22 protein-coding genes are annotated in these 24763 nt (G+C 53.6%); 12 read left to right on the top strand and 10 right to left on the bottom strand.

Annotation, left to right across the window (positions count from 1 at the left end; translation table 11 throughout):
• Positions 1-111 precede the first annotated feature (111 nt).
• Entirely contained in the window at positions 112-417 is a 306-nt protein-coding gene (locus ACK5LI_RS13380; protein WP_416950171.1) for a Dabb family protein, read from the bottom strand.
• Positions 418-575: 158 nt separating this feature from the next.
• Between ACK5LI_RS13380 and ACK5LI_RS13375 the strand changes: the two genes are divergently transcribed.
• The 6 genes from ACK5LI_RS13375 to ACK5LI_RS13350 all read left to right on the top strand — a co-directional run bounded on the left by ACK5LI_RS13375 (position 576) and on the right by ACK5LI_RS13350 (position 8570).
• Positions 576-2273 carry an AMP-binding protein gene (locus ACK5LI_RS13375; RefSeq protein ID WP_416950169.1) on the top strand — a complete coding sequence of 566 codons (1698 nt, stop codon included), beginning with the start codon at positions 576-578 and terminating at the stop codon, positions 2271-2273.
• A 78-nt stretch (positions 2274-2351) separates the two neighbouring features.
• Entirely contained in the window at positions 2352-3167 is an 816-nt protein-coding gene (locus tag ACK5LI_RS13370) for an alpha/beta fold hydrolase (protein ID WP_416950166.1), read from the top strand.
• 470 nt (positions 3168-3637) lie between these two features.
• The gene (locus ACK5LI_RS13365) at positions 3638-4120 is read left to right on the top strand and encodes an adenosine-specific kinase (protein WP_416950164.1); all 483 of its coding nucleotides are present in this window, start codon (positions 3638-3640) and stop codon (positions 4118-4120) included.
• 880 nt (positions 4121-5000) lie between these two features.
• Entirely contained in the window at positions 5001-6401 is a 1401-nt protein-coding gene (ablA, locus tag ACK5LI_RS13360) for a lysine 2,3-aminomutase (RefSeq protein WP_416950162.1), read from the top strand.
• 5 nt (positions 6402-6406) lie between these two features.
• Complete coding sequence (gene ablB, locus ACK5LI_RS13355) at positions 6407-7318, top strand: putative beta-lysine N-acetyltransferase (RefSeq protein ID WP_416950161.1); 912 nt, start codon at positions 6407-6409, stop codon at positions 7316-7318.
• A 169-nt stretch (positions 7319-7487) separates the two neighbouring features.
• Entirely contained in the window at positions 7488-8570 is a 1083-nt protein-coding gene (locus ACK5LI_RS13350) for a TRAP transporter substrate-binding protein (protein ID WP_416950159.1), read from the top strand.
• A gap of 360 nt (positions 8571-8930) precedes the next feature.
• Here ACK5LI_RS13350 and der read toward each other — a convergent pair whose 3' ends face one another.
• Positions 8931-10292, bottom strand: a complete 1362-nt coding sequence (gene der, locus ACK5LI_RS13345) for a ribosome biogenesis GTPase Der (protein ID WP_416950157.1) — start codon at positions 10290-10292, stop codon at positions 8931-8933.
• Between der and ACK5LI_RS13340 the strand changes: the two genes are divergently transcribed.
• Together ACK5LI_RS13340 and ACK5LI_RS13335 are read left to right on the top strand one after the other, a co-directional pair.
• Positions 10282-10569 (top strand): hypothetical protein, encoded by a 288-nt coding sequence (locus ACK5LI_RS13340; protein WP_416950155.1) that lies wholly within the window; start codon positions 10282-10284, stop codon positions 10567-10569. The two genes, der and ACK5LI_RS13340, sit on opposite strands and share 11 nt — an antisense overlap.
• Before the next feature lie 341 nt (positions 10570-10910).
• A complete protein-coding gene (locus tag ACK5LI_RS13335; protein ID WP_416950153.1) occupies positions 10911-11831 on the top strand; it encodes a substrate-binding domain-containing protein in 921 nt (306 codons plus the stop codon).
• Between the two features lie 502 nt (positions 11832-12333).
• Here the strand turns inward: ACK5LI_RS13335 and ACK5LI_RS13330 are convergent.
• Both ACK5LI_RS13330 and ACK5LI_RS13325 read right to left on the bottom strand, forming a co-directional pair.
• Entirely contained in the window at positions 12334-13431 is a 1098-nt protein-coding gene (locus ACK5LI_RS13330; RefSeq protein WP_416950151.1) for an RluA family pseudouridine synthase, read from the bottom strand.
• Between the two features lie 175 nt (positions 13432-13606).
• Positions 13607-15286, bottom strand: coding sequence for an FG-GAP repeat domain-containing protein (locus ACK5LI_RS13325; protein ID WP_416950149.1), 1680 nt, complete (start codon positions 15284-15286; stop codon positions 13607-13609).
• Positions 15287-15418: 132 nt separating this feature from the next.
• On the opposite strand from ACK5LI_RS13325, the gene ACK5LI_RS13320 reads away from it, so the two are divergent.
• Positions 15419-16711 carry an RsmB/NOP family class I SAM-dependent RNA methyltransferase gene (locus ACK5LI_RS13320; RefSeq protein WP_416950147.1) on the top strand — a complete coding sequence of 431 codons (1293 nt, stop codon included), beginning with the start codon at positions 15419-15421 and terminating at the stop codon, positions 16709-16711.
• A 167-nt stretch (positions 16712-16878) separates the two neighbouring features.
• Here the strand turns inward: ACK5LI_RS13320 and cysQ are convergent, their stop codons facing one another.
• Positions 16879-17652 carry a 3'(2'),5'-bisphosphate nucleotidase CysQ gene (gene cysQ, locus ACK5LI_RS13315; RefSeq protein ID WP_416950145.1) on the bottom strand — a complete coding sequence of 258 codons (774 nt, stop codon included), beginning with the start codon at positions 17650-17652 and terminating at the stop codon, positions 16879-16881.
• Positions 17653-17710: 58 nt separating this feature from the next.
• On the opposite strand from cysQ, the gene ACK5LI_RS13310 reads away from it, so the two are divergent.
• Positions 17711-18268 (top strand): C40 family peptidase, encoded by a 558-nt coding sequence (locus ACK5LI_RS13310; RefSeq protein ID WP_416950143.1) that lies wholly within the window; start codon positions 17711-17713, stop codon positions 18266-18268.
• A gap of 129 nt (positions 18269-18397) precedes the next feature.
• On the opposite strand, the gene ACK5LI_RS13305 is transcribed toward ACK5LI_RS13310, so the two are convergent.
• Positions 18398-18685: an HU family DNA-binding protein gene (locus ACK5LI_RS13305; RefSeq protein WP_416950141.1), complete on the bottom strand. Its 288-nt coding sequence runs from the start codon at positions 18683-18685 to the stop codon at positions 18398-18400.
• Positions 18686-18934: 249 nt separating this feature from the next.
• On the opposite strand from ACK5LI_RS13305, the gene ACK5LI_RS13300 reads away from it, so the two are divergent.
• Together ACK5LI_RS13300 and ACK5LI_RS13295 are read left to right on the top strand one after the other, a co-directional pair.
• Positions 18935-19573 (top strand): MerR family transcriptional regulator, encoded by a 639-nt coding sequence (locus ACK5LI_RS13300; protein ID WP_416950139.1) that lies wholly within the window; start codon positions 18935-18937, stop codon positions 19571-19573.
• Between the two features lie 55 nt (positions 19574-19628).
• On the top strand, positions 19629-19895 hold the full coding sequence (locus ACK5LI_RS13295; RefSeq protein WP_416950137.1) for a hypothetical protein: 267 nt from the start codon (positions 19629-19631) through the stop codon (positions 19893-19895).
• Between the two features lie 56 nt (positions 19896-19951).
• Here the strand turns inward: ACK5LI_RS13295 and ACK5LI_RS13290 are convergent, their stop codons facing one another.
• Genes ACK5LI_RS13290 through ACK5LI_RS13275 form a run of 4 tightly spaced genes read right to left on the bottom strand, consistent with a single transcriptional unit; the run spans position 19952 to position 24572 of the window.
• The gene (locus tag ACK5LI_RS13290; protein ID WP_416950135.1) at positions 19952-20581 is read right to left on the bottom strand and encodes a TorD/DmsD family molecular chaperone; all 630 of its coding nucleotides are present in this window, start codon (positions 20579-20581) and stop codon (positions 19952-19954) included.
• A gap of 57 nt (positions 20582-20638) precedes the next feature.
• Positions 20639-21505 carry a dimethyl sulfoxide reductase anchor subunit family protein gene (locus tag ACK5LI_RS13285; RefSeq protein ID WP_416950133.1) on the bottom strand — a complete coding sequence of 289 codons (867 nt, stop codon included), beginning with the start codon at positions 21503-21505 and terminating at the stop codon, positions 20639-20641.
• Position 21506: 1 nt separating this feature from the next.
• Positions 21507-22118, bottom strand: coding sequence for a DMSO/selenate family reductase complex B subunit (locus tag ACK5LI_RS13280; RefSeq protein WP_416950131.1), 612 nt, complete (start codon positions 22116-22118; stop codon positions 21507-21509).
• A 12-nt stretch (positions 22119-22130) separates the two neighbouring features.
• Positions 22131-24572 (bottom strand): DMSO/selenate family reductase complex A subunit, encoded by a 2442-nt coding sequence (locus ACK5LI_RS13275; RefSeq protein WP_416950127.1) that lies wholly within the window; start codon positions 24570-24572, stop codon positions 22131-22133.
• Positions 24573-24763: the final 191 nt, after the last annotated feature.

Raw genomic sequence — 24763 nt, 5'->3', positions numbered from 1 at the left:
ATACAGTTATTAGCCACGGATCAAGGTGCATCTGGAAATGCCCCCCGCAGTAAATACAAAAAAGCCCGTAACGTTGTTACGGGCTTTTATATTTACGAAGATGCTTTACGATTACACTTCGTAATCAATGGCTTTGCGGCTGGCGACAACAGCTTTGATAAATCCTACGCACTTCATGTGCTCGGGATGATCTGCGTACGTCTTCAGGTCTTCCAGCGAAGCATGAACAGTCTGCAAAATGACATCCACCTGCTCTGTGGTAGATGCTGCAACGGTTTTAGACACTTCAATAGCCATCAGGGCGGGAATGCGGCCATCAAGTTCACGCAGCATGTGTATCATTTTGTCTGCGTTTTCTGCTGCTGTTGCGCCCTCTGCTTCTTCTTTCAGAGTCCACCATACAATATGCTTAATCATGCGATACCTCTTAGCGGGTGTGGGTTTAATTCATATCACAGCCGTTAAGACTATGCGTCTTGGCGCTGCGGGGTCAAGTGTCGGGATTGCAGCATTTGTCCGTTTCCCTTACACGAAGGGAACGTTTTTTAGCCGTAACGATCTGCGGAGGCAATTTGATGCAGTCTCTTGAAGCCCTTACCCTGCGCCACGTACTTAACCGCAGCGCACAGATGTATGCCGACCAGCCCGCTTTTTCTGCCGTGGGGGGCGACCCCATTACCTTCCATGAACTGAAGGAACAGGTGGAAACCTTAAGCGGCCTGCTGATAGAACAGGGCATCGGTCCCGGCGACCGCGTGGCCCTGCTGGCAGAAAACAGCCCCAACTGGGGTATAGCGTATTTTGCCATCACCACCATGGGTGCGGTGGCCGTACCTATTCTGCCGGAATTCCACCCTGATGCGGTTCACCACATTATCCGCCATTCCGAATCAAAAGTTGTCTTTGTTTCTGAAAAACTTTTCAGCAAGGTTGAAGACGGCCAGTTTGATGAAACCCCTATCTTTCTGCTGATGGAAACATTCCGTCCGGTGGAGCTTGGCATGTCGCGCGATATCGTGCGGGAAGTCAAAGCCGCAGGCCTGCGTGAATTCCGCAAGCTGAAAGAAAAAGCGTTGCGCCTTGCCCAGATGGAACCTGCAGAGGTTAAAGAAGACGATGTTGCTTCGCTTATCTACACATCCGGCACTACAGGGCATTCCAAGGGAGTTGTACTGCTGCACCGCAACATCGTTTTTGATGCAGATGCGGTAAAAAGCATTGTTCAGATCGCCCCCGGCGACAGATTGCTGTCCATTCTGCCTTTGTCGCATACATACGAATGTACGCTGGGGCTGGTTCTGCCTGTACTGAACGGTGCGCACGTTCACTACATGGACAAACCGCCTACCGCACGCGCCCTGATTCCTGCCATGGCCGCAGTGCGCCCCACCTGCATGTTGTCCGTGCCGCTGGTTATCGAAAAAATATTCAAGTCGGCCATTCTGCCCAAGCTGACCGGATCGGCTTTTAAACGCTTGTTGTACGGCTTTGCCCCTGTACGCAAAAAGCTGAACGCCATTGCAGGCAAAAAACTGCTGGAAACATTCGGCGGCGAGCTGCGTATATTCTGTATCGGCGGCGCTTCGCTGGCTCCTGATGTGGAGCTTTTTCTGCGTGAGGCAAAATTCCCTTACGCCATCGGCTACGGACTTACCGAAACGTCGCCCCTTGTGGCCGGAACAGGCCCCGCGAATACCCGTATGCAATCAACAGGGTGGCCTCTGGATGGTGTTGAAGTACGCATAGATGAGCCGGACCCCGTAACAGGAGAAGGCGAAATCATTGTACGCGGGCCCAATGTCATGCGCGAATATTACAAAGCGCCAGAGATAACCAAAAGCGCGCTCAGCGACGATGGTTGGTTCCGCACCGGCGATCTGGGCAAATTTGACAAGGACGGCTACCTGTACATCAAAGGTCGCCTGAAAAACGTCATCGTGGGCCCCAGCGGCGAAAACATTTACCCAGAAGAAGTCGAAGCTGTTATCCAGCAATCGCCCTATGTGCTTGAGTCTCTGGTATACCGCCATGAAGGCAAGCTTACAGCCCGTATCCATCTGGACTACGCACGGCTGGATGAAGAATTCGGCTCATTGCCTGCTTCTAAAATGACTCAGAAAACCACGGCACTGCTGGAGGAACTCCGCACCACCACCAACCAGCAGGTGGCCTCTTTTGCGCGGGTACAAAAAGTTTTCGAACAGACTGAACCTTTTGAAAAAACGCCCACTCACAAGATTAAACGCTATCTGTATGTCGAGCAGGAACAATAACAATGTCAGGCGGGGTGCAAAAACACCCCGCTTTTTTTATGCTGCGCCATAAAGACACACATAAAACAGGAGGCAGCAATGTCCGACTGGAATCTGAAGCAGACTTTTTTCTTTGAAAACCGCGAAATCCGCTACGACGTTGAAGGCAACGGCCCTGCTGTTGTGCTGGTGCACGGCACCCCGTGGTCTTCGTACAACCTGCGCCACCTTATTGCCGGTCTGCGCGAATCATACACAGTGTACTATTATGACATGGCCGGATACGGTCAATCCGACAAATCCGATGCCGATGTTTCTCTCGGTATTCAGAACCGCATACTCAGCGCACTGCTGGACCATTGGCAGCTCAGCGCCCCCTTCATTATCGGTCACGACTTTGGCGGAGCAACGGTACTGCGCACCCAACTGCTGGACGGACGGGACTTCCGCAAAATCGTGCTGATCGACCCTGTGGCACTGTCACCTTGGGGATCACCGTTTTTCAAGCACGTACAACAGCATGAACAAGTTTTTGCAGGCGTGCCCGACTATATCCACGAGGCCATTGTGGAGGCTTACGTGAAAACAGCCGCGCACCTGCCTTTGCCGGAAGAAACGCTTCGTTCAATAATTTTACCTTGGACGGGATCCGCCGGTAAGGCTGCCTTTTATCGCCAGATTGCTCAGGCTGACTCTGCTTATACAGATGAAATTCAGGAAAAAATGCGCGGCATATCCTGCCCCGTACTGCTCCTGTGGGGCGAAGAAGACACATGGATTCCCATACAGCAGGCCCGTGCACTGCATGGAACCATTTCCACATCGGCGCTTATTACCATCCCCAAAACAGGCCATCTGGTTATTGAGGAACGTCCGGGCGCGCTGCTGGCAGAGATAGGTCGCTATCTGCGCTAAGCGGTGCATTCTGCCATTGGGCACAACATTGCGGGTTTCGTTCCGCCTGCTTTGTCCACATCAGGAATGGGGTGCAAAAACTTTAACCTCACCCCCCTGCCGTAGAGGTAAGTTAAATTTTTTTTACGCATCCGGAGATGACTACGTGTTCATGACAAAGCAATAACTTTTGAATTACAATATGTTATTATAAAACACTGAAGTTTTAAAGTTTTGGCACGGCAGTTGCTATCTTTAAATTACCTTCTTTCTTTTGCGAACAATTTAACTGCTAAGACGGCTTCCGGTAACGGAAGCCGTTTTTTCATTTCTTCTCCTTTAATCTGCCGCTAAGCCGGTTTCAGCCTTTTGCTTGCGCTTTACCAGCGGCAAGGGCAGAACAGACAGACCGCGTTTTCTTATGCCGTGCGGGCAATTCCCGCACATCCGGCGCATAAACGCGCCCATACGACCGTCTGAAAGGAGGCATTATGCAGCTTCATACCGTTTCCGTAGAAAATCCTGAAAGCCTCAACCTGATTCTGGGGCAGTCTCATTTCATTAAAACCGTGGAAGATCTGCACGAAACTATCGTAGGCACCGTACCCGGAGCCAAGTTCGGGCTGGCATTCTGCGAAGCATCCGGCGACTGCCTTATCCGCTGGAGCGGCACAGATGATCCTTTGACCCAACTTGCCATCAAAAATGCTCAGGCCATCGCCTGCGGACATACGTTTATCATCTTCATGCGCGACATGTTCCCCATAAACATCGTCAACACCATCCAGCAGGTGCCGGAAGTCGTGCGCATTTTCTGCGCCACAGCAAACCCCTTGCAGGCCATTGTGGCAGAAACAGAACAGGGACGCGGCCTGATGGGCGTTGTGGACGGATTTGCCCCCAAGGGTGTCGAAACTGAAGATGACATTGCAAAACGCAAAGGCTTTCTGCGTGCAATCGGTTACAAATTGTAATCTTCGCCCGCATTCTATTTTTTACCCAGACGAACCGGCCATGTGCCGGTTCTTTTTTTTGTACCACGGGAAAAGGGTTCGCGTACCGAACGAACTCTGAACACAGCTCTGCTGCTTTAGTTACAGCGGCCTGCAACCATATACACAGCAGGCGGAGCAAACGCCCCCAGCCCGAAAGCATTCCTGCGTACCGTCTGCTTCTTCGCCCCGTTATGTACTACAAGTGACTCACTCCTAAGTGGTTCACGCCGCAACCAGACTTACAGCCAAAAGCACTTTGCGCGCCTCCCCTTATAACCCCGCAATGAATACCCTTGCTTAGCCTCTATCGAGCAGACACAGCTCCAGAGGCACACACGTAGCAGCGGTCGCTCACACAGTTTTCACGCACAGCAAATAACAGTCATCACTGAGCGTTATTTTGGCCTCCCCATTTTATCGACAACACTATATTGCCTTTAAAAAACAAACACTTTGACCATCAAGCTTTCACTTGAACATAGCTTAATACGGGTAAAAATAGTCTCTTTAATTATTTTTTATTTTATGCATCATTACAGCTATAACAATGCAAACAAGAAAAAAATCTACTTTAAAAAATTTTTCGTGACGCAAAAATACATTAAAACACCTTCATCCAACATTAATAAAGCACACTTTGACAAAAAATGCGTCTCGCTTATACTAAAATAAGACACAGACAAAATATAAACAAGAATCAGTCTTCGAAATCTTACGTCACTATGCAATATACATTTTTTATATTTTTACATCATGCATATTGACTACATTTCGAAAGCGCCGAAGGCATTCTGCCCCGAACGAACCAGCCTTTCCGGCCCGACGCAACCCGCGGCAAAAAGCCGTACTCAGCAGGACTATGAGAGAATTGAATGATCGCCAGCGTGAAGTGGTAAATATGATGGGTAAAAACTCTTCCGGCTCTTCATGGAGAGACTGGAAGTGGCATGTCCGCAACTCTATCCGCACTGTTGAGGCAGCGGAAAAAATCCTCGGCGTGACCTTCAGCGATGAAAAGCGCTCCTTATACAAGCGCACACTGGAAAAATTCCCCATGTCCATCACGCCGTATTATTTTTCGCTTATCGACCAGAATGATTATGAAAGCGACCCTGTGTTCATGCAGGCATTCCCTGATATCCGTGAACTTAATGTCGGACCGCACGACATGGCTGACCCCCTGCATGAAGATGAAGACAGCCCTGCGCCGGGCATCACACACCGCTACCCTGACAGGGTGCTGTTTCATGTATCCAACCTGTGCTCCATGTACTGCAGGCACTGCACGCGAAAGCGCAAAGTGGGCGATCAGGACTCCGTACCCGGTCGTGACCAGCTGATGCTGGGTATCGAATATATCCGCAATACCCCGACAATACGCGATGTATTGCTCTCCGGCGGCGACCCCCTGATGCTGTCAGACGAACGTCTCGACTGGCTGCTGGGCGAAATCCGCACCATCAAGCACGTAGAAATTATCCGCATCGGCAGCCGGATGCCCGTGGTTTTGCCATACCGCATAACAGACAGCCTGCTGAACGTGCTTAAAAAACATCACCCCGTATGGCTGAACACGCACTTCAACCACCCTAGAGAGCTTACACGCACCTCACGTGACGCCCTTGCGCGCCTTGCCGATGCCGGTATTCCGCTGGGCAATCAGAGTGTATTGCTGGCCAACGTCAACGACTGCCCGCGCCTGTTCCGCACGCTGAACCAGAAACTGGTGCAAAACAGAGTACGCCCCTATTACATGTACCAGTGTGACCTCTCCGAGGGACTTTCGCACTTCCGGACGCCTGTGGGCAAAGGTATTGAGATTATCGAAAGCCTTGTGGGGCACACCAGCGGCATGGCTGTGCCCACGTATGTCATTGATGCGCCCGGTGGCGGCGGCAAAATTCCCATGATGCCCAACTACGCCATTTCGCAAGGTGTAAACAAAGTCATTCTGCGCAACTACGAAGGCGTAATCACAACATACACCGAGCCGGACAGTTATGAAGCGACGTACTGCGACCGCGACTGCAAATCGTGCCATCTGACTTTGAAAGAAGAAGATGCGGACGAAGCATCTGCAATCGGCATTGAAAAACTGCTTTCTGACTGGGACGATACGACCAGCCTGACGCCGGAAAACAACGAACGCCTGGCACGCCGCGATGCTTACGACGAAGCTGCGGTAGATGAAATCGGGACAGACGAAATTTCGGCATGTCCAAGTAAGGCAAGTGCTGAACAGCGGGCAGTACAGGGGTAGCTTTTATGCAGAGCACACTGACAGAATTCGTGGCAGAACCTTCTCCGGAGCTGGTTACCACCACTGTACAACCGGACACTCTGCAACCGGACAGCATCGAGCAGATAGGCAGGTCTGTCCTCCAGCACGGCCCCCTTAACGACAGAGTGTATCTGATGAAGGTGGACCCTGCAGACGCACAGCGCCTGATGAAAGCCGTATACGAACTTGCAGAGGCAAACGGCTATTCCAAGCTGTTTGCCAAAGTACCGCAGGACGTCATTCCGCTGTTTACGCAACATGGCTTTACAAAAGAGGCCTGCGTTCCGCGTATGCAAAACGGCAAAAAAGACATCTGTTTCATGAGCCGTTTTCTACGCTTATGGCGCCAGCAGCCTGATACACCCAAAAAAATACATCAGGCGTTGCAGATAGCTAAAGCCAAAGGCTACCAGAAGCCGCCGGCATTGACTGGCGGATACACACTGCACGAAATGCAGCCCAAGCACACAGAAGAAATGGCAAAGCTGTACGACACCGTTTTTCCCAGCTACCCGTTTCCCATCAATGACTCTGAGTATTTATGCGACTGCATGAAGGATAACGTTCGATTTTTCGGGGCGATGCAAAAAGGGCGTATAGTTGCTCTGGCTTCAGCAGAAATGGATGCCGCTCATGCCAACGCCGAAATGACAGACTTTGCCACCTTACCTAAGCACAGAGGCAAACGCCTTGCGCGTCATCTGCTGCACCACATGGAGCAATGCCTTCTGCAATCCGGCTTTCAAACCGCCTTCACCATTGCCCGCGCCGTATCCATAGGCATGAACGCAACGTTTGCCCGCTCCGGCTTTGATTTTGCCGGAACGCTGGTTAACAACACCAATATCTCTGGCAAGATTGAAAGCATGAACGTATGGCATAAGTCGCTTGCCTAGCCTTCTTCCTGCACAACTACCCTCCCGCCATGTTTGCATGGCGGGATTTTTTGCATTGGTCACTTTCTTTCCAGCGTACCGTTATTCCCATTTTTGCAAATTTACTGTAACGCTTGTTTTTACTGTGAAATCACACCACTTCAATGTGGTGGCAATATAGGGAGAACATATGAAGCGCAGAGATTTTTTGAAGACTGCGGGTGCAGGCATGGCAGCCGGAGTGGCTGTTAATGCGGTATCTGCCCCCGCCGTGCTGGCTGGTCAGAAGTTTCAATGGAAGATGATCACCTCGTGGCCTCCCGGTATGCCCATTCTGCAAACCGGCGCAGAACGTTTTGCCAAGCTGGTATCAGAAATGAGCGACGGCGATCTGACCATCGAAGTTTTCGCCGGTGGCGAGCTGGTTCCCCCGCTGGGCGTTTTTGATGCTGTCTCGCAGGGCATGGTGCAGTGCTACCACAGCGCATCTTACTACTGGGCGGGCAAGCACCCCGGTACGCAATGGTTTACGTCTGTACCATTCGGCATGAACTCCACAGGCTACAATGCGTGGTTCAACAGTGGCGACGGGCTTAAGCTGTGGGAAGAACTGTATGCAAAGTTCAACCTGATGCCCCGCCCGCTGGGTGCCACCAGCTTCCAGATGGGCGGCTGGTTCAATAAAAAGATTAATAGTATTGAAGACCTTAAGGGGCTTAAGCTACGCTTCCCCGGTCTGGCAGGCAAAGTATACGACAAAGCGGGAGCCTCTATCGTGCTGCTGCCCGGCAGCGAAGTATACACATCGCTTGAGCGTGGCGTCATTGACGGCACAGACTGGGTCGGCCCTGTTCTGGACAAGCGCATGGGCCTTAACCGCGTGGCAAAGTACTACTATATCCCCGGCTGGCAGGAGCCCACAGGCTACACCGAAGTGGTCTTCAACAAGGCCTACTACGACCAGCTGCCCGCAGACCTCAAAGGCGTCATCGACGGTGCAGCAGCTAAAATGACCGCCACTATGCTGGGTGAATTCGACATCATGAACGCCCGCGCTCTTGCCGAGCTGAAAAAGGAAGGCGGCATAGAAGTTGTCGAATTCCCGCAGGAAGTACTGGATACATTCCGCAGCATCTCTGCCGAGGTTCTGGAACAGGAAGCCGATAAAGACCCCATGGCACGCAAAATCCACGATAACTACAAGGCCTTTATGGCCGACTGGCTGGCATGGGCAAAAGTCACAGACGGCCAATATTACTCACGCATGCTGTAACAGAAGGTGTTCAAACAAGTTACAAAGCCGCTCCGTATCGGGGCGGCTTTTTTTATTGCGGGCAGCGCGCCGGTATAGAGCAACCGCGACGTATAAACTCCGCAAAGATAAATTCTCCCCTTGCACAGACTCGCTACGTATTTTCTGCATGGTACGCGTCAGAGTTCCGTCAACAGGCTATGCGCCTGTCCCGTTCAGAGCGGGGCAGCCTCGTGATAGCAGAAAACGTCCCGTGATGCCTGCCGTTGCATCGCCTTATACTCTCACCGTAAGCAGGAACATCTCTCCCTGACATTTCAGGACAGACAATACAAAAAAAGCCGGAACTCCTGAGTTCCGGCTTTATGCATGCAGTGGATGCTATTTCTTATCGCGGTTCTTTTTATGGCTGGAACGGAACCGCACACGCATGGGCGCGTGTTCAATTTCAAAGGTCTTACGCAGGTATTTTTCAAGATACCGCGCGTACGACTCTTTAATGCGCTCATGGTCGTTCACAAAGAAAACAAAGGTCGGCGGGTTGGTTTCCGCCTGCGTCAGATAAAAGAACTTGGGACGCACACGCTTTACCACAGGCGGCTGATGACGCGTGATGGCATCGGTCATAGTGCGGTTCAGCAGGCCCGTTCCCACACGCACGTAGCATTCTTTATGAATGCGGCGCGCGATGGGCAGCAGCTTGTCTATACCACGCTTCTGCATGGCAGAAATGTACAAGATGGGCACGTGCTTACAAAAAGTCAGCGCATCGTTGTACACACGCTTAAGCGCAGTCAGGCTTTCACGCGGAACAAGGTCAATCTTGTTGATAACCAGCATAAACGGCGTCTTGCGCTCGTCCAGCAGGTCAATGAGGCGCTTATCCTGCTGCGTCAAACCTTCCATCGCGTCCAGCACCACCATAGTCACATTGGCTTTGGTGGTAGATTTCAGCGACGAGTTTACGCTGTAGCGTTCAACAGGGTCCTGAATCTTGGCGCGGCGGCGCACACCGGCGGTGTCTACAAAGACATAACGCTCGCCTTTGATTTCCACGGTAATATCGACGCTGTCGCGGGTGGTACCAGCAACGTCGGATACAATCATACGCTGGCTGCCGGTAAGGACGTTGACCAGTGATGATTTACCGGCGTTCGGCCTGCCCAGCATAGCGATTTTAAGCGGCTTTTCTTCCTCTTCCTCCACGGCTTCTTCTTCGGGAGGCAACAGGTCAAAAAGCTCCTCGCTGAACGCGCGGATATTAAACCCATGCGCACCGGAAAGCGGAATAATGGGAAAGCCCAGAGCGTGGAATTCCGCCATATAGAGGTCGGCATTTTCTTCGCCGTCAACTTTGTTCACAGCCAGCAGCACGGGCTTGCCGGATTTACGGACGTAATCTGCGAGGCTTTCATCAAAGGGGGTCAGGCCTTCACGGCCATCCACCACAAGGCACAACGCCAGGGAATCGCGTCTCGCGTCTTCTGTCTGGCGCAAAATTTCTGCTTCGAAGCCACGCAGTTCATCGGGGCCTTCGGTTACAGCGGCGTGTTCATCCAGCGTAATACCGCCGGTATCAATAATAATGAACTTACGGTCTTCCACTTTCACGTAACCTTCCATGCGGTCACGTGTAACACCCGGGCGGTCGTGTGTGATGGCCCGGTTGCTGCGGATCAGCCTGTTGAAAAGGGTGGATTTGCCCACGTTAGGGCGACCGATAAGAGCTATCTTGGGTAACATTTTTCAGTCCGGTGCAAGGCAGAGCCTTGCGCGTATGCAGCAGGCGCAACGCCTGCCATGTGATTGCGACCGGATGTGGCGGAAACTTCCCGCAAAGGTCGCAAGGGATACGCCCATTACCGTAAAGTTGCACCACATGCAAGCAATATCCATAACAGAAGTCCACAGCCAATCCAAGAATATAGATCATCCAGACCCGTGGCAGCTTGCAGCGGAAATTTTACCCCGCGGCATGCTGTTGCCGGCACAGCTCTTTACCGTGCCCGTCCGCCTGTAAACAACTATAATGGCGTTGCTTCCTACTGCCCCAGGCATCTGCCCCTGCCACGTACCCCCGACACATGCTCCCTGATACCTGTCTCCTGTCTCCTGCAGGTAATCGGGGTTGCACCAAACCACCATAGCGGGAAAAAGAACGCAGACTGCAGCGGCCCCCAGTACCGAGGAGTGCTCTTTTAAAATTCCATCCGGCTGTATTCACGTAATAAAATCAAGCTATACCCAACCATGGGCATAGCATAGTTGCTGCGTCACAGTTCCATATTGCCGTGCCGGTTGCCCACAGCACCGGAATGCAGTATTTTTTGCTTCGTTCCAGACTCAACCACAGGACGACGAATGAAAAATCTGCTTTCCACCCGCGAGGTCGCACAGTTTTTAGGTGTGAATGAGAAAATGGTCTACGCCCTTATTTCCGACAAAGGGCTACCTGCCACAAAAGTGACTGGCAAATGGCTGTTTCCGGCCCACCTTGTGGAACAGTGGGTTGAAAACTCCACCATCAACTTTCCGCGCAAAGGCGATGCCGCTCCGCAGGCTGACGGCTTGCTGTTGATAGCAGGCAGTAACGACATTCTTTTTGAGCGTACGCTAAAGCTTTTCATGGATTCACAGCCGGACTACATTGCGGCGTTTGCCAATATGGGCAGCATGGGCGGCATTAAAGCCCTGCGTAGAGGCGTTTGTCATATGGCAACCAGCCATCTGAAGCAGGAGGAAAGCTCGGATTACAACTTTGCCCATGCAGAGCGCGAACTGGAAGAACGTCCCGCTGTTGTCAATTTTTGCCTGCGCGAGCAGGGCCTGCTGGTACCCAAAGGAAACCCCGCCGGAATCAGCAAAGTAGAAGATATTGCGCGTTCGGGCCTGACCGTAGCCAACAGGCCGCTGGGCACCGGTACACGCTTGCTGTTTGACTCTGAACTGGCCAAGGCAGGTATCGATCCGGCGCGGCTTAAGGGGTATGACAACGAATTTTCGCGCCATATGGACGTGGGGCTGGAAGTGCTTTCCGGCAGGGCCGATGCAGCACCCGCCATCCGCGCCGTTGCCGGTTTGCTGGGGCTTGATTTTATCTCACTGGGCTGGGAGCGGTTTGACCTGCTCATCCCACGTGCAACATTCTTTGAGCGGCCTATCCAGCTGTTTATGGGACTTTTCACCACACCGGAATTTGCCCGGCTGGTAACAAACCTGCAAGGTTACGATACAAGCAAAGCCGGCAGAGTTGTCTTTCCGGGCGATGATATCCGCTCGTAGCTTGTTTCAGCAAAAAATACACAAAAACGCGGAGCAACACCGAATGCTCCGCGTTTTCTTTTTTACTTCAAATCCGCAGCCCCACGGGCACCTAATCCGACGAGTGGAGGCTGCACACCACCGCAATGAGTCCTTGCTAACCAGACGGCAATCTGTACACTGCCGGAAAATTAAAAAGGCAGGTCGTTACAAAAAATTATTTGTAGCAGCCTGCCCTGAAAATTTTTGCAAACAGTAGGTGCTGCAAAAGCTACCGTTACATCATCCCCGCGCCCTTCATGTCGCCGGAGCAAACACAACAAAAGAGGATAGATAGTTCACAAAAAACAGGAGTTCTGTGTGCCTCAAGCAGATACAACAACCTTTTCAGCATTGATGCATCAGCGCCATGAGTGCGCGGCAGAATGTGAACCGTGACTCCGGCTTGGCCCGATTGATGACCTGCTGTGCCCCGAAAGCCAACTGGCAGATCATAACAGACCTTACGCACAGACTTTATGCGCTATTCGGGCAAATCCCGCTCTTCTACAGCCCAGCGTCCTTTCCATGCCGGCAGGCAGCTGAATGATTCCCCTGCGAAAGAATCCTCCGGCAGAGTAATGCGGAACGCATGCAGCAGCATCCCCTCTGAGCACGGGGCACCGCCATATTTACCATCCCCCACAACGGGGTACCCGCGAGAGGACAATTGCACCCGTATCTGATGAGTACGTCCGGTGAACAGCGCAATATGCATCAGCGTATAGCCATCCCGCCGCAACAGCGGCGTTACAGCACAGTGTGCATCGCGAACTTTGGCAGGCTGCCCCGTATCAGAGCCTCCTGTTGCGGAACTGCTTCTGCTTTCTGCCTTTTTTGTTTTCTGCCCGTACAACGTGCCGTCGTCTGCAGTTAGCGCACGCACCTTTTCCTGACCGGCTTCACCGGCTGAGGCATCCTTTACCAGTTCGTCATGCAGGTGTTGCGTATCGTCATAGGGCCAGTCGCCTTCTACCCATGCGCAATATTCCTTGCTTATGGCGTGTCCATCGCGAAAAAGGTCCTGCAACTGCCGCAAACGGGCATAGGTTGTACCCACCAGCAACAGGCCGGAGGTATTCTTATCAAGCCTGTGAGCAGGTGCGGGCGTAAAGTCCGCATTGGCAAAACAGTGATTCAGGCGGGCAGTGATACAATCTTTGTGGCCGGTACCTGGCTGGACAGGCAGCCCGGCAGGCTTGTTAAGCACCAGCAGCCCTTCTGACCGCGCAACAACCATCCCGCAGGCAGAGGAGGTACACAGTGATGCCCCGACGGGTTCAGAAGCAACCTGCGACGGTTTTACATCCCGCACGGGGGGGACACGGACAATATCGCCCTCTGCCACTCTGTCATACGGCTTCATACGGCCTTTATTTAGACGGACTTCCCCCTTGCGAATGATACGCATCAGAAAGCCCTGAGGAACTTCCTTGCCAAGCCTGCGCTGCAGAAATTGCAGGAGCTTTTGCCCGGCCTCAGCCTGAGAAACAGTCAGGTGCTGTACTCCTGAACCTGTTTCCGCATGGCCTTTTTCCTGCCTTTTCCCGCCTGAGTCCTGCCCGTGCGGCGCTGTTGCCATATGCTCTCCATCGGTATGAAAAAGGCCCGGGCAATTGCCCGGGCCGTGAGTTGCGACTGATTTTGCAGAAATCCGGTCAACCTGACGGCTTCAGCATACGCTGGATGCACCGTGATGCGACGTTATTCTGCGCTGCCGGCATCCCTTGCGGTAAACCGGCCTGTTGTCTGCCCGACTACTGTTCTTCGTTGAACGTACGGTCGATAACAGTGTTGGGATCTGCGCTGCTCAGGTCAAGCGGATATGCAAGAACCTGTGTTTTGCGCGAACGTACGCCCAGCTCGCCGGGGTGTGTATTAATGGCAACAACAAGGTCTCTGATACCGTCGTTGTTTACATCGGCAATATCAAAGCCGACAATGGCGCCCTTGATGCGGCGTGTTTTCCATTGCAGGGAAAGGCCCACACCATCCCAGTGCAGCGCATGAATCTCGGACTGCGGGAAGAAGCGGTAACGCTCGAAGAACTGCGCTGCGGTAGAAATGGGACGGACTACCAGCAGCTCAAAACGGCCGTCACGGTCAAGGTTCACCGCACGCATGTTCTGCGGAATGTAGTACATTTCATCAATAAGAACTGTATCTTCGCCAAGTCCGGGCATGGTCATATCAATGGGAATACCCACAGAGGAGCCGGAGTAGGTTTCCTGAGTCTGTGCCAGACGGCCACCGCGGTCGGTGTAAGTAACCAGATGCTCACGGTCATTAAGCACGATCAGCTTGGGACCTTCGCCGTCGCTGCCGGGCAGCCAGGTGAAGTTAAGCACGTTTGTGCCTTCGGGCAGACTGAGCGAACGGCCGAACTCCAGCGAACCGCCCATCTTGAGCATTTCATGCACAGGGCCGCGGAACAGTTTGGGGCGGCCCACATTCTGGCCTACCAGTACGGGCATGTAGTCCGGCGGCATTTTGACCACGTTCATGTAGTAGCGGATTTTTTCTGCCACCAGAGAAAACGTATCGTTACTCCAGTTAAGGATAAAGCTTTTGGGTTCCTGCGCGCTGTCGTAGGCGTTGACCACAATTTCCATGATACCGTCACGGTTCATGTCCAGCATGTTCATGTTAAGACAGGTAATAGAAAGCGGCAGCTGGTACTCTCCGGCAGGCTCCAGCATTTTACCGTCAAAGCGGTATGCGCGCACGATGTGCTCGTCCAGCAGCATAACGGAGTTTTTGCCGCTGCCGTCAAGGTTGCCCACCACCATGCCGCGTGCAGCAAAAGGCAGTGCCTGACTGCGCATACGGGAATCTTCACCTTCGTTACCGGCATAGCGGAACTGAGGGTTCAGATACACCTGCTTGTTGGCGTCCACCTGATTGTGCGTCAGGTTGGGGTTCATCTGGTTAACAACCTGCTTTGCGGGGGCAGTACTCTGAGCGGCCTGCATGTCGGCACGTTTGAACACATCACGGTTGATGTCGTCAGAAACATCCTTCAAAGCGGGAATCAGCTGCATCACCGGAACTTGCTTATTCAGGGGAGAAACTTTTCCGGCTTTATCCAGCACGCGCACGTCAAGGCTGGATTCCGTGCCCATAACGGTCACATCACCCCAGACAACGTAGTCCGCCCCGAGGGCTGACAAAGCAGATGCAGCGGCATTTTCGTCTGCAGGGTAGCTTATTCCTGCAATGCTGCTCTGCGAGATGGATTCAAAATTTTCTTTAAGGTATAACCGCGAGGTAAGCATCTGCGGTACGGCTTTTTCAAGATACTTGTACTGATCAGGGCCGTTAATCTTAAACGGCAGTACGGCATAGGTCTTCAGTCCGGCGGCGCTGGCAACGGCAGGCAGCATTGCCACAACGGCAAGCAGCATAATGGCCAGCGAAAAACGCTGTATACGGTGCATCAAGGTCTCCTTGGTCGCAATCTCGGTCACATACATCAATGGCAGACATGCTGCCGTGAATGTCATCTCATAATACCTCTTGCTGATGCAAGCAAGCATAGGGTAGAGGCGCATCAGAAAACAGGAGGACAAATGGCAGATTCCAATCCGGTGCGGTCGTTCCGCATAGTGTGTCCCGCTGGGCGGGAGCATCTTGTAGAAGCGTTGTTGCGCAGTCAGGGCTATGACTTTGAGCCCGAACCTATTTCACCGTGGGTGCGCAGGCTTACGCACGAACCGCGCCCTTTGGGCAGCAGTATTGCCGCATTTTTCGGCCTTATCTACATTCAGGACCGTTCTTCCATGCTGCCGCCGCTGGCGCTTGCACCGGAACAAGGCGCCGCGGTACTCGATATGTGCGCAAGTCCGGGCAGTAAAACAGGCTTTCTGGCTCAACTTACAGGGCCGGACGGTTTCGTCATGGGCAACGAGCCCAATCCGCAACGGCTTGCTACGTTGCGCCAGAACCTGTTCACTCTTAACCTGCCCCACACCGCCACCTGTAGTTATTCCGGTGAAACGTTGCCCCTGCCCGACGGCATGTGGCGCCGGATCCAGCTTGACCCGCCCTGCAGCGGCTGGGGTACTGTGGATAAAAATCCCAATGTGCTCAAGCTTTGGAAAGGGGACAAGGTCAAGCCCCTTGTGGGCATCCAGCGCCTGCTGCTGAAAGAAGCAGCCCGTCTGCTGGCACCCGGCGGCGTTGTGGTCTACTCCACCTGTACGACAAACATACAGGAAAATGAAGAACAAGTCCGCTGGGCAGTGGAAGAGCTGGGGCTTGTGCCCGAGCCTGTAGCCCCCTTTGAAGGATTTGTGTTTGAAGACCCGCTGCTGCCCGGCTGTGAAGGTACGCTACGTGTAAACCCCGCCTGCTCTTCCGCCCAAGGATTTTATATAGCACGCTTTCGCAAAGAAGGCAGTCCGGCAACCCCGCCTGCGGCAAGTCCGCTTCAGGTTCTGGCAGTAAACAGGCGGTCGGTAGAAGCACCCTGTGCCGACTCCAACCTGCTGCCCGACGGCGAAATTGCCCTGTTCGGCAACAATGCGCTGTTCTTACCACGTCAGGCTCTGACCATGCTGCCTTCTGCATTCCGCTGGCGCGGGTATCCGCTGGGTAAAGCCGCCCGCGGGGAGGTCCGCCTGTCGCCTCGCCTGCACTGCATGATGCCCGATATGAAAAACTGCCCGCAGCACGCCATAAACGTGGATGATCCGGCGTTGCTTACCGGCCTGCTGTCCGGTCAGAGTATTGATCTGAGCGCGGATGAACATCTTGGCCGCAATTTCGACATATCCTCACAGGAAGCGGGAGTTTATTTCAAAGGATTGCCGCTGGGCAGACTGCGTGTGAAAGGCCGCCGTGCCCTTTGGACAGAACGGTAACGAACAGCACTCTTTCTATGCGGGGCGTGCCGCTTTTTGCTGTGTGCGTGGATAGCGCATCCGCGGCCTGCGTTGCGCTGCTTATTTGACGCCTGAATCGCGGGACGTTGCGGAAGCAATACGGTGGCGGGCCGGAGCGAAGGGGAAAGCCCGTTGCGGCACAGACCCTATGCTCTTGCCACAAAGCTGTCGTTAAGCAGCGACTGCTTGCCGTATTGCAACGGCAGGCCTTCCAGATCTGTCACTACGCCGCCTGCGCCGTGCAGAATTGCCTGCCCTGCGGCAGTGTCCCACTCCCATGTGGGGTGCAGGCAGGGGTACAGCTGCGCCAGCCCTTCTGCCAGCAGGCAGAATTTATACGCGCTGCTGGCAATAAGCCGCGTATGAGGAGTACCGCCCATATATGCATCCAGTCTGGGCGTTGAGGTTACGCGACTTTGCAAAACCACAAAGCTGCCTTCGGGACTCTGCGTTCTGGTGTACAGCTGTTGCGGCTTGCCTTCAGCCTCTACTTTCCATGCTCCTGCTTCCGGCGAACCGTAATACGTAACATCCCGTGCCGGAACATGAATAATACCCGCAACAGGCTGGTTATTACGCATCAACGCAATGCAGACGCTGTAGTCACCGTCCCCGCGCAGATAGCCCTTGGTGCCGTCCAGAGGATCGACCAGAAAATATTCCTGCCAGCTACGGCGTACCTCCAAGGGCGGAATGGCTTCTTCTTCGGAAATAACAGGAATATCCGGCGCCAGCACGGCCAATCCTTCACACAAAATCGTGCTTGCCGCCTTGTCAGCCTTTGTTACAGGCGAATTATCGTCTTTACGAAACACAGCATCAGCCCCTGCGCGTACAATAGCATTCTGCCGTGCAGCTATCTCCGCCCCTGCCCTGTGGGCAAGTGTGATAAAATCAGAAAACGGGCAATGACCAGACATTATAATCTCCTGGCAGGCTGTGCTGGATAATATTCAATCTTATTGATAATAATACTCCATGAAGTTTTTGTCACTGTCGTCACACATTTCCAACGCGTTTACGCACCGTTTAGCGGCCTTACTGCCGGTAGTGCTGATGCTTGTGCTGGCAGGCGGGTGCGGTTCAAAAACCGTCCTGCCCGCTTCAGGTGCAGGGGGACATCAAGGTTCCGTCGCGTACAGAACATTGCCGCCGCAAGGGCAGAAAGACAGAGTAGCCGTTGTACGCACGGCACAAGCCGTCATCGGCGTACCATACAAATGGGGCGGAGCATCCCCGCAGGAAGGCTTTGATTGCTCCGGCTTTGTGTGGTGGGTCATGCGGCACAACGGCCTTGCCGTACCCCGCATGACGGCCGCGCAGGCATCATCAGGCAAGGCGATAGCCCCTGCACAGGCTGTAGCAGGCGATATCCTTGTATTCCGCATCGGGCGAAAGGGGCTGCACACCGGCATAGTCAGCGGCGGCGGTACTTTTATACACAGCCCGAAATCCGGCGCTGCCGTACGGGAAGAGCCCTACACAAACGGCTACTGGTGGCCCAGACTTATTTCTGTACGCCGCATAGTACCCTAGCCCGCCATTGTCAGGCCGTCGCAGGATGCGCAACCATTTTACGTTTCCGCAAAGGCACACCGCAACTGTTCAGCAGGCATAAAAAAACGGCCATGGAAACCATGGCCGTTTAGCGTTACCCAAACAGAACTATTTGTTCACGCCTTCTACAAGACTCTTGGCGGGCGAGAACTTTACCACCTTGCGGGCGGGAATAGTCATGGGCTGGCCCGTCTGAGGGTTACGGCCCTGACGCTCTGCACGCTCTGCAACAGTCAGTGCGCCTACGTTAGGCAAACGCACACCTTGCTTTGCGGCAATGCCGTCAGCCAGTACCTGACAAAAAGCATCGTATGCTTTTTCGGCACTAACTTTGGTTTCGAATACTTCGGGCAGCGCGTCTTTGAAAGCCGCAACGAATTCAGCTTTGGTCAGCATTTGGAGCTCCTCCTTCATGGAACCGTGTTTTCCCCCCGGAAAAAGCCTAGCACCAATAGTTTCCCACTTTCTATGCAGTCTCAAACGACCCTTGTCAATCGGGGTGCCCCCTAAAAAACAGCCGCATTACAACTTTTCATCTGTTTTTCAGAGACGGGTTGCTATCTTATGGCGAACATATTACGATTGTAATAGCATAAACTATAATGCGCTCTGTCCCCTTTGCCCGCCACATAGCAAGGAGGAACCATGTCCCGACAACAGGCTCAGCCAACAGGCCTTCTGACCATTGCGGAACTTGCACAGCGGCATAACCTGCCGGAATCCACAGCCCGCTATTACTGCAAGCGGTTTCTTGCCTACCTGCCTCATGCGGGGCAAGGAAAGCGGCGCAGATACCTGCCTGCTGCGCTGGAAACGTTCACCTTTATCGTGAACGAAATGCATCATCGCAAAAATGCCATGACTGTCGAGCATTCACTGCAACAGCGTTTCGGCCCTCCCGAACACGCGAAGCCTGCAGCCTCTGAACCTGCTGACGCGGCGCCTGCATTGCAACAGGCCGCAACCCTTGCGGTTATAGACAATCCGGACAGCATCACACAGGGACAAGCCGCCCTTTTCGCCCTGCTGGAACAGCAAAGCCAAGCCATGGAGCGCATTGCGGAATCTCTTGCGGTCATGAATCGCAAGGATGCTTCTGTTTCTGCACTGGAAAAGGCATTAAGCCAGAGAGAAGGCGAAGTGGCAGAGCTGCGGCGCGAGGTAGGACAGTTGAAAACCCTGCTCGCCACGTCAGAAAAAGTACATCAGCAGGACCTTGACCAGATGCGGAAATGGCTGAGCAAAATGGCGGCAACCCGTACCGAAAAGCAAGGGCAGGCATGAAAAAACATACCTGCCCCGAAAAAGCTTTCTGCCGGCATATGAAAGGAGAAATCCTGTGGTTTGCCTGATATGCGGCAGTCCCGCCAGTGTCTGCGTTGCCGGATTGCCACATCAGGAGTCACGCTGCCTGTGCGAAGAGCACGCCACGCCAGAGGCCATCGGCCTGCTGCAGCAGGCCGCCATTCAAAATGCGGCCATGCTGAAAGGCCTGCATATTTCACCCGCAGGCGCAGGTGCTCCATTCGATCCTCCAGCCGAAAGCCCCAACACAGAAGCTTCTGTGGAAATGCAGCTTACGGGCACCCTTGCCACCAAACGCTGAAATACCGGCTTGCTGTGCTGCCGGACCTGTGTGATCGGACCTATGTTACCCCTGTCCTACAAATCAACTTCTGATACAGCCGCATCAAGAGACTTCAGTGTGCTTTTGGCCAGCAGCGCGGTCCCCTTATAAAAATCGGTTCCGGCCTTAACGCTGATTTCATCCAGACATCCCACTCCCCACATCATAAGGTGGCAGGCAAGAAACTTCCGGACATCCTGCATAATCCCGGCAGCACTCTGCTCCGCGGAATCCGCAAGATACAAAAGGTGCGATACAAAGCTCATTTCCACACCGATATGGTCCACAGGGCCATGATGGTTGCCTGTACCCAGCAGACCGTATTGTGCATACCAGGCTTTTACCTGAAACGTTTCTTCTTCGTTGAAAAGCTTGTCCTTGCTGCGCCACACGGATTCGTGAACATAGCACCGTGGCGGCGACATCTCGAAAAGTTCAAAAAAATCTGCATCCAAAGCAACGTTCAGTGCAGGTATTCCCGCAGTGCCTGAACGGGTAAGAGAGCCGCGGAGAAGGTCAAGCCCCTGCTGCGCGTCAGCGTCTTTTACGGGCAGAAACCATGAGTCCATCAGATTCTGATCAATCAGTTCATGTAAAAAGGCTTCATCAACCCGTTGCGTAAGAAGTCTGGCAAAAAAAGATAACGCAAGTGCATATTGTTGCATGATATTTCACTTATATGACAGGCTGGGACGAGCCGCATGGCCCGACCCAGCCGCCGTTTAGATGCCTAATCGGATATAGGATTCATAAAAGAAGTAGCGCACAGCCAGCGACCCAGCCAGAACGCAGACAAATCCCACCATGCTGCCGCGCACCAGAGGCGCGGCGTAACTTTTTTTAAGCGAACCGGCCCATCCCCACAGGCAGGCCAGCAGACCTGCAACAATCAGGGCATTACTGTACGGCAGGCAGGCCGCCGTTGCAGTGGAAAGCATCATCTGCAATCCGGTTGTGCCGTATGCGCCTTCAAAGCTACGCGCCATCATGTTCAGCGGAAGCGCAATAAATTCAAGCCCGAAACCCAGCAGGGCAACAGTTATAAATACTTTTGCGGGGCTGAAGCTATTTTCTTCCGCAGGAGTATTCTTCACTTTCAGGCTGTACAGCAGCATGCCCAGTACGCCGCCCACCAGAAGGCCGGTGCCGAGAAATGACAGCAGCGTACCGCCGGTATCAAGGGTCGGCATGGTTTCCTGCATGTACACTCTGGCAATGGAATAGACAGCCACCAGTCCTGCGGCGGCGCTCAGCTTGCCGAACAGCGAAGCCAGCTCAAGCCCCTTCAGCCGCAGGAACAGCGTAACGGCCATAAGGCCGATGAACAGACTGCAGCAGAATATCTCAAACGAGAGGGCAGAACTGAACACATTGTTCAGCACGTAGACTGCAGCAAGCGGGCTGGCAAGGTGTGTCGAGGCGAACATCAGGCTGAATATACCAAGCCCCAGTGCAACAGGCAGGCACAGAGCAAGTCTGGACTGCTCCGCCGCATCGTCTGTTCTTGCCAGTTCGGCAGCAAGAACCAATCCTGCGGCGGTCTGCATCAGCACCGTAAAGACGATAAGACTGACAGAGGTAATATGCATGTTACACCTCCTCCTTATTCACTACATTGCCTTCGGTGGAGCCGACAGGACGACTATTGCGGTGCGGCGTAAGCACCAGATGCGGACCGGTAACCGAGGCAGCGGGCAGCGGGGCCACCATTGCCTTGCCGTATTTTTGTACCAGCTCTTCATATTCGCCGAACTTCAGCGCTCTGGTGGGACAGGCAGCCACACAGGCCGGCGGCATACCCAGCGCCAGATAATCACGGCAGAAGTCGCACTTTGTCATCTTGCCTTTTTCTGCATTGAACTGCGGAGCGCTGTACGGACACACCCACTCACAATAGCGGCAGCCGATGCATTTTTTCTCATCCACAAAAACTATGCCGTCTTCCTTGTGCATGGCCGTGGTAGGGCACGCCTTGGCACAGGCGGGGTCTTCGCAATGGTTGCAGGCCATTGTCAGGTTGTACACAAACACCGACTGGGTGAACGTTTTGCCGGACACAATCCAGTCGCCACCCACATATTCGCTTACACGGCGGAACTGCACACCCGCAGGCAGATCATGCTTGTCGATGCAGGCGATCATACAGGTTTTGCAGCCCGTGCAGGCGTTCATATCGATATAGAAACCTAATTGCTTTGCCATTTGCTACCCCTCCTACGCCTTCTTGATTTCAACAAGGTTGGTATGCTGCGGGTTGGACTTTGCCAGAGGCGTCGGGCGGTAGAGGGTAAGCGTATTGATGCACCCGCCGGTGTCCACACCGTCCTTGTCCGGCGTATACCACGCACCCTGCGGAAGCGAAGCTACTCCGGGGGCGATACGGTCCGTCACCTTTGCGGGAATACGCACACGGCCACGATCGTTGAATATCTCAACCATGTCGCCATGACTGATACCACGGGCCTGAGCGTCCAGCGGGTTCATCCAAACACGCTGAGGCGCCACCTGCGCCGTCCACTCAAGGTTGCCATATGACGAGTGGGTTCTTTGCTTGTAATGGTGGCCGATAAGCTGCAGCGGATATTTTTCCGTCAGCGGGTCCGAAGGGCCTTCCCACGCGGGATCATAGATAGGCAGCCCGGTGATACGGTCACCCTTTGGCAGTTCCCAGCGCAGGCCGATGTCATGCAGTTCTTTACAGAATATTTCCACTTTGCCGGAGGGCGTGTTCAGAGGATGTGCATCAGAGTCTTTTCTAAACGCTTCGTATGGCACAGGGGGTTCGCCGTCGATGCGCTTTTTGTATACGCCCATATTGAAGGCCTCTTCCATATCTGCAGGCAGGTCAGAATATTTTTTGCGGGTCTCGTGGTAAAGGTATTCAATCCACTGGTCGCGGGTGCGGCCTTCTGTATATTTCTGCTTCAGCTCGGGGCTGACTGCTCCGGCAATGCCTACGCAAATATCATAAATACTTTTGCACTCACCCATCGGCTCTACAACTTTATCCGCAAAAATCAGATACTGCATGACGGACGATTTGGCTCCGTCACACAGGTCGCGCTCTTCCTGCGTGGTAACGGCAGGCAGCACATAGTCTGCAAACCTGGCGCTGGAAGTCATGAAGTTGTCCACCACCACAATTGTTTCCAGCTTGGTGTCGTCCTTCAGCAGTTTTGCAGTGGCGTTGATGTCTGAGTGCTGGTTGATAAGTGCGTTACCTGCGTAGCTCCACAGGAACTTCATGTCGGCACCCAGCTTTTCCGCACCGCGAACGCCCGCATTGGTGGCGGTCATGGTTTTGCCGCGTTCAATGGCCATGGGCCATGCGTAGTGCGAAATAACGGCCTTCACGTTATTTTTCAGCATGGGGAACGGCACAAAGCTGAAGCCGACGTTGCCTTCTCTTGCTCCGGTGTTGCCGCCGCGCACGCCTATATTGCCGGTAAGAGCCGCCAGCGTGCAGATAGCGCGGGCAGTCTGTTCGCCGTTGGCATGACGCTGCAGACTCCAGCCCTGCACGATGAACGCAGGCTTTGCCCCTGCAACTTCACGCGCAAGCTGAATAATGCGCTGCGCAGGAATACCGGTAATTTCAGATGCCCACTCCGGTGTTTTTTCCACACCGTCTTCGCCCAGCCCCAGAATGTACGATTTGTACGAGTTGTTCGGGCCGACGCCTTCGGGCATATGGTCTTCATCAAACCCGATGGTACAGTTATCCAGAAACTCCTGATCCACCAGATTCTCTCTGATCAGCACGTGGGCAAGGCCGCACACCAGAGCCGTATCCGTACCGGGCCGGATGGGAATCCATTCGTCACCCACGGCGGTATTGGTGTCGGTATAGCGCGGGTCAATGCTGATGATACGGGCCATGCCGTCCTGACGCGCCTTGATGATGTCGTATACCAGACCGCCCCCGCTCATGCGGCAGCCTGCGGGGTTGTCGCCGAACAGCAGAACAAGCTTGCTGTGACGGATATCCGCAAACGTATTACCGGCAACCCAGCCGCTGCCGAACATAGGCGGCAGAGCGCTTTCCAGCTGTCCCGCGCTGTAGTCGCCATACTGGTCAACGTAGCCGCCCATAGCATTCATCAGACGGGCCATGGGGCTTGCGCTGGGATGCCATGAGCGAGACATTACCGCACCAAGGGTGCCGGTACCGTAATTAATGAAAAGCGATTCATTGCCATGTTCCTTGATGGCTTTCTGCATTCGACCGGCGATTTCTTCAAAAGCCTGTTCCCATGTAATGCGTTCGAACTTGCCTTCACCACGTTCGCCTACACGCTTCAGGGGGTATTTCAGTCTGTCGGGGTGGTTTACCCGTTTGCGGATGGAGCGGCCGCGCAGACATGCCCTGATCTGATGGGTTCCGTATGTATCGTCGCCAGTGTCATCCGTACTGATACGCACCAGCGCCCCGTCTTTGACATGGCCTTTAATCAGACAACGGCTGCCGCAGTTCACGGTACAGCATGTCCACACAGACCGGTCGAAACCCAGCGCTTTCTGAGCCTGTGCCTGCCCGACAAACGCCAGCAGGCCGCTGGCGTGCGCCGCAAGGGTTCCCCCTGCAATGGCAGTCCATTTTAAAAACTCTCTTCTGCCCATAGGGGACAAAATGCCTCTATCTTCGTTACTGTTCATTCCGCACCCTCCATTGGCTTTATCAGTGTGCCTGCGTTCAGAAGCACGCTCTTTATGCGTATTTCATCCTCGTTATCAGGATGGGGTATTGTAGTGTTGCTTCTGCCATAACATTGTTTGTCCACGAAGGCCACTCAGCTTGCATTGGAATTGCCTTTTTCAACTAAAATCACACAGTTTGCTGATTACAG

The organism is Oleidesulfovibrio sp. (assembly GCF_047973035.1).
GTDB lineage: Bacteria > Desulfobacterota > Desulfovibrionia > Desulfovibrionales > Desulfovibrionaceae > Oleidesulfovibrio.
The sequence above is the reverse complement of the archived record's forward strand: the minus strand, read 5'-3'. Positions and strand labels throughout refer to the sequence as shown.

What these genes read in the sequence shown, in the direction of transcription:
- ACK5LI_RS13380 (WP_416950171.1), bottom strand. Translation starts at nt 417, where the DNA reads ATGATTAAGCATATTGTATGGTGGACTCTGAAAGAAGAAGCAGAGGGC.
- ACK5LI_RS13375 (WP_416950169.1), top strand. Translation starts at nt 576, where the DNA reads ATGCAGTCTCTTGAAGCCCTTACCCTGCGCCACGTACTTAACCGCAGC.
- ACK5LI_RS13370 (WP_416950166.1), top strand. Translation starts at nt 2,352, where the DNA reads ATGTCCGACTGGAATCTGAAGCAGACTTTTTTCTTTGAAAACCGCGAA.
- ACK5LI_RS13365 (WP_416950164.1), top strand. Translation starts at nt 3,638, where the DNA reads ATGCAGCTTCATACCGTTTCCGTAGAAAATCCTGAAAGCCTCAACCTG.
- ablA (WP_416950162.1), top strand. Translation starts at nt 5,001, where the DNA reads ATGAGAGAATTGAATGATCGCCAGCGTGAAGTGGTAAATATGATGGGT.
- ablB (WP_416950161.1), top strand. Translation starts at nt 6,407, where the DNA reads ATGCAGAGCACACTGACAGAATTCGTGGCAGAACCTTCTCCGGAGCTG.
- ACK5LI_RS13350 (WP_416950159.1), top strand. Translation starts at nt 7,488, where the DNA reads ATGAAGCGCAGAGATTTTTTGAAGACTGCGGGTGCAGGCATGGCAGCC.
- der (WP_416950157.1), bottom strand. Translation starts at nt 10,292, where the DNA reads ATGTTACCCAAGATAGCTCTTATCGGTCGCCCTAACGTGGGCAAATCC.
- ACK5LI_RS13335 (WP_416950153.1), top strand. Translation starts at nt 10,911, where the DNA reads ATGAAAAATCTGCTTTCCACCCGCGAGGTCGCACAGTTTTTAGGTGTG.
- ACK5LI_RS13330 (WP_416950151.1), bottom strand. Translation starts at nt 13,431, where the DNA reads ATGGCAACAGCGCCGCACGGGCAGGACTCAGGCGGGAAAAGGCAGGAA.
- ACK5LI_RS13325 (WP_416950149.1), bottom strand. Translation starts at nt 15,286, where the DNA reads ATGCACCGTATACAGCGTTTTTCGCTGGCCATTATGCTGCTTGCCGTT.
- ACK5LI_RS13320 (WP_416950147.1), top strand. Translation starts at nt 15,419, where the DNA reads ATGGCAGATTCCAATCCGGTGCGGTCGTTCCGCATAGTGTGTCCCGCT.
- cysQ (WP_416950145.1), bottom strand. Translation starts at nt 17,652, where the DNA reads ATGTCTGGTCATTGCCCGTTTTCTGATTTTATCACACTTGCCCACAGG.
- ACK5LI_RS13310 (WP_416950143.1), top strand. Translation starts at nt 17,711, where the DNA reads ATGAAGTTTTTGTCACTGTCGTCACACATTTCCAACGCGTTTACGCAC.
- ACK5LI_RS13305 (WP_416950141.1), bottom strand. Translation starts at nt 18,685, where the DNA reads ATGCTGACCAAAGCTGAATTCGTTGCGGCTTTCAAAGACGCGCTGCCC.
- ACK5LI_RS13300 (WP_416950139.1), top strand. Translation starts at nt 18,935, where the DNA reads ATGTCCCGACAACAGGCTCAGCCAACAGGCCTTCTGACCATTGCGGAA.
- ACK5LI_RS13290 (WP_416950135.1), bottom strand. Translation starts at nt 20,581, where the DNA reads ATGCAACAATATGCACTTGCGTTATCTTTTTTTGCCAGACTTCTTACG.
- ACK5LI_RS13285 (WP_416950133.1), bottom strand. Translation starts at nt 21,505, where the DNA reads ATGCATATTACCTCTGTCAGTCTTATCGTCTTTACGGTGCTGATGCAG.
- ACK5LI_RS13280 (WP_416950131.1), bottom strand. Translation starts at nt 22,118, where the DNA reads ATGGCAAAGCAATTAGGTTTCTATATCGATATGAACGCCTGCACGGGC.
- ACK5LI_RS13275 (WP_416950127.1), bottom strand. Translation starts at nt 24,572, where the DNA reads ATGAACAGTAACGAAGATAGAGGCATTTTGTCCCCTATGGGCAGAAGA.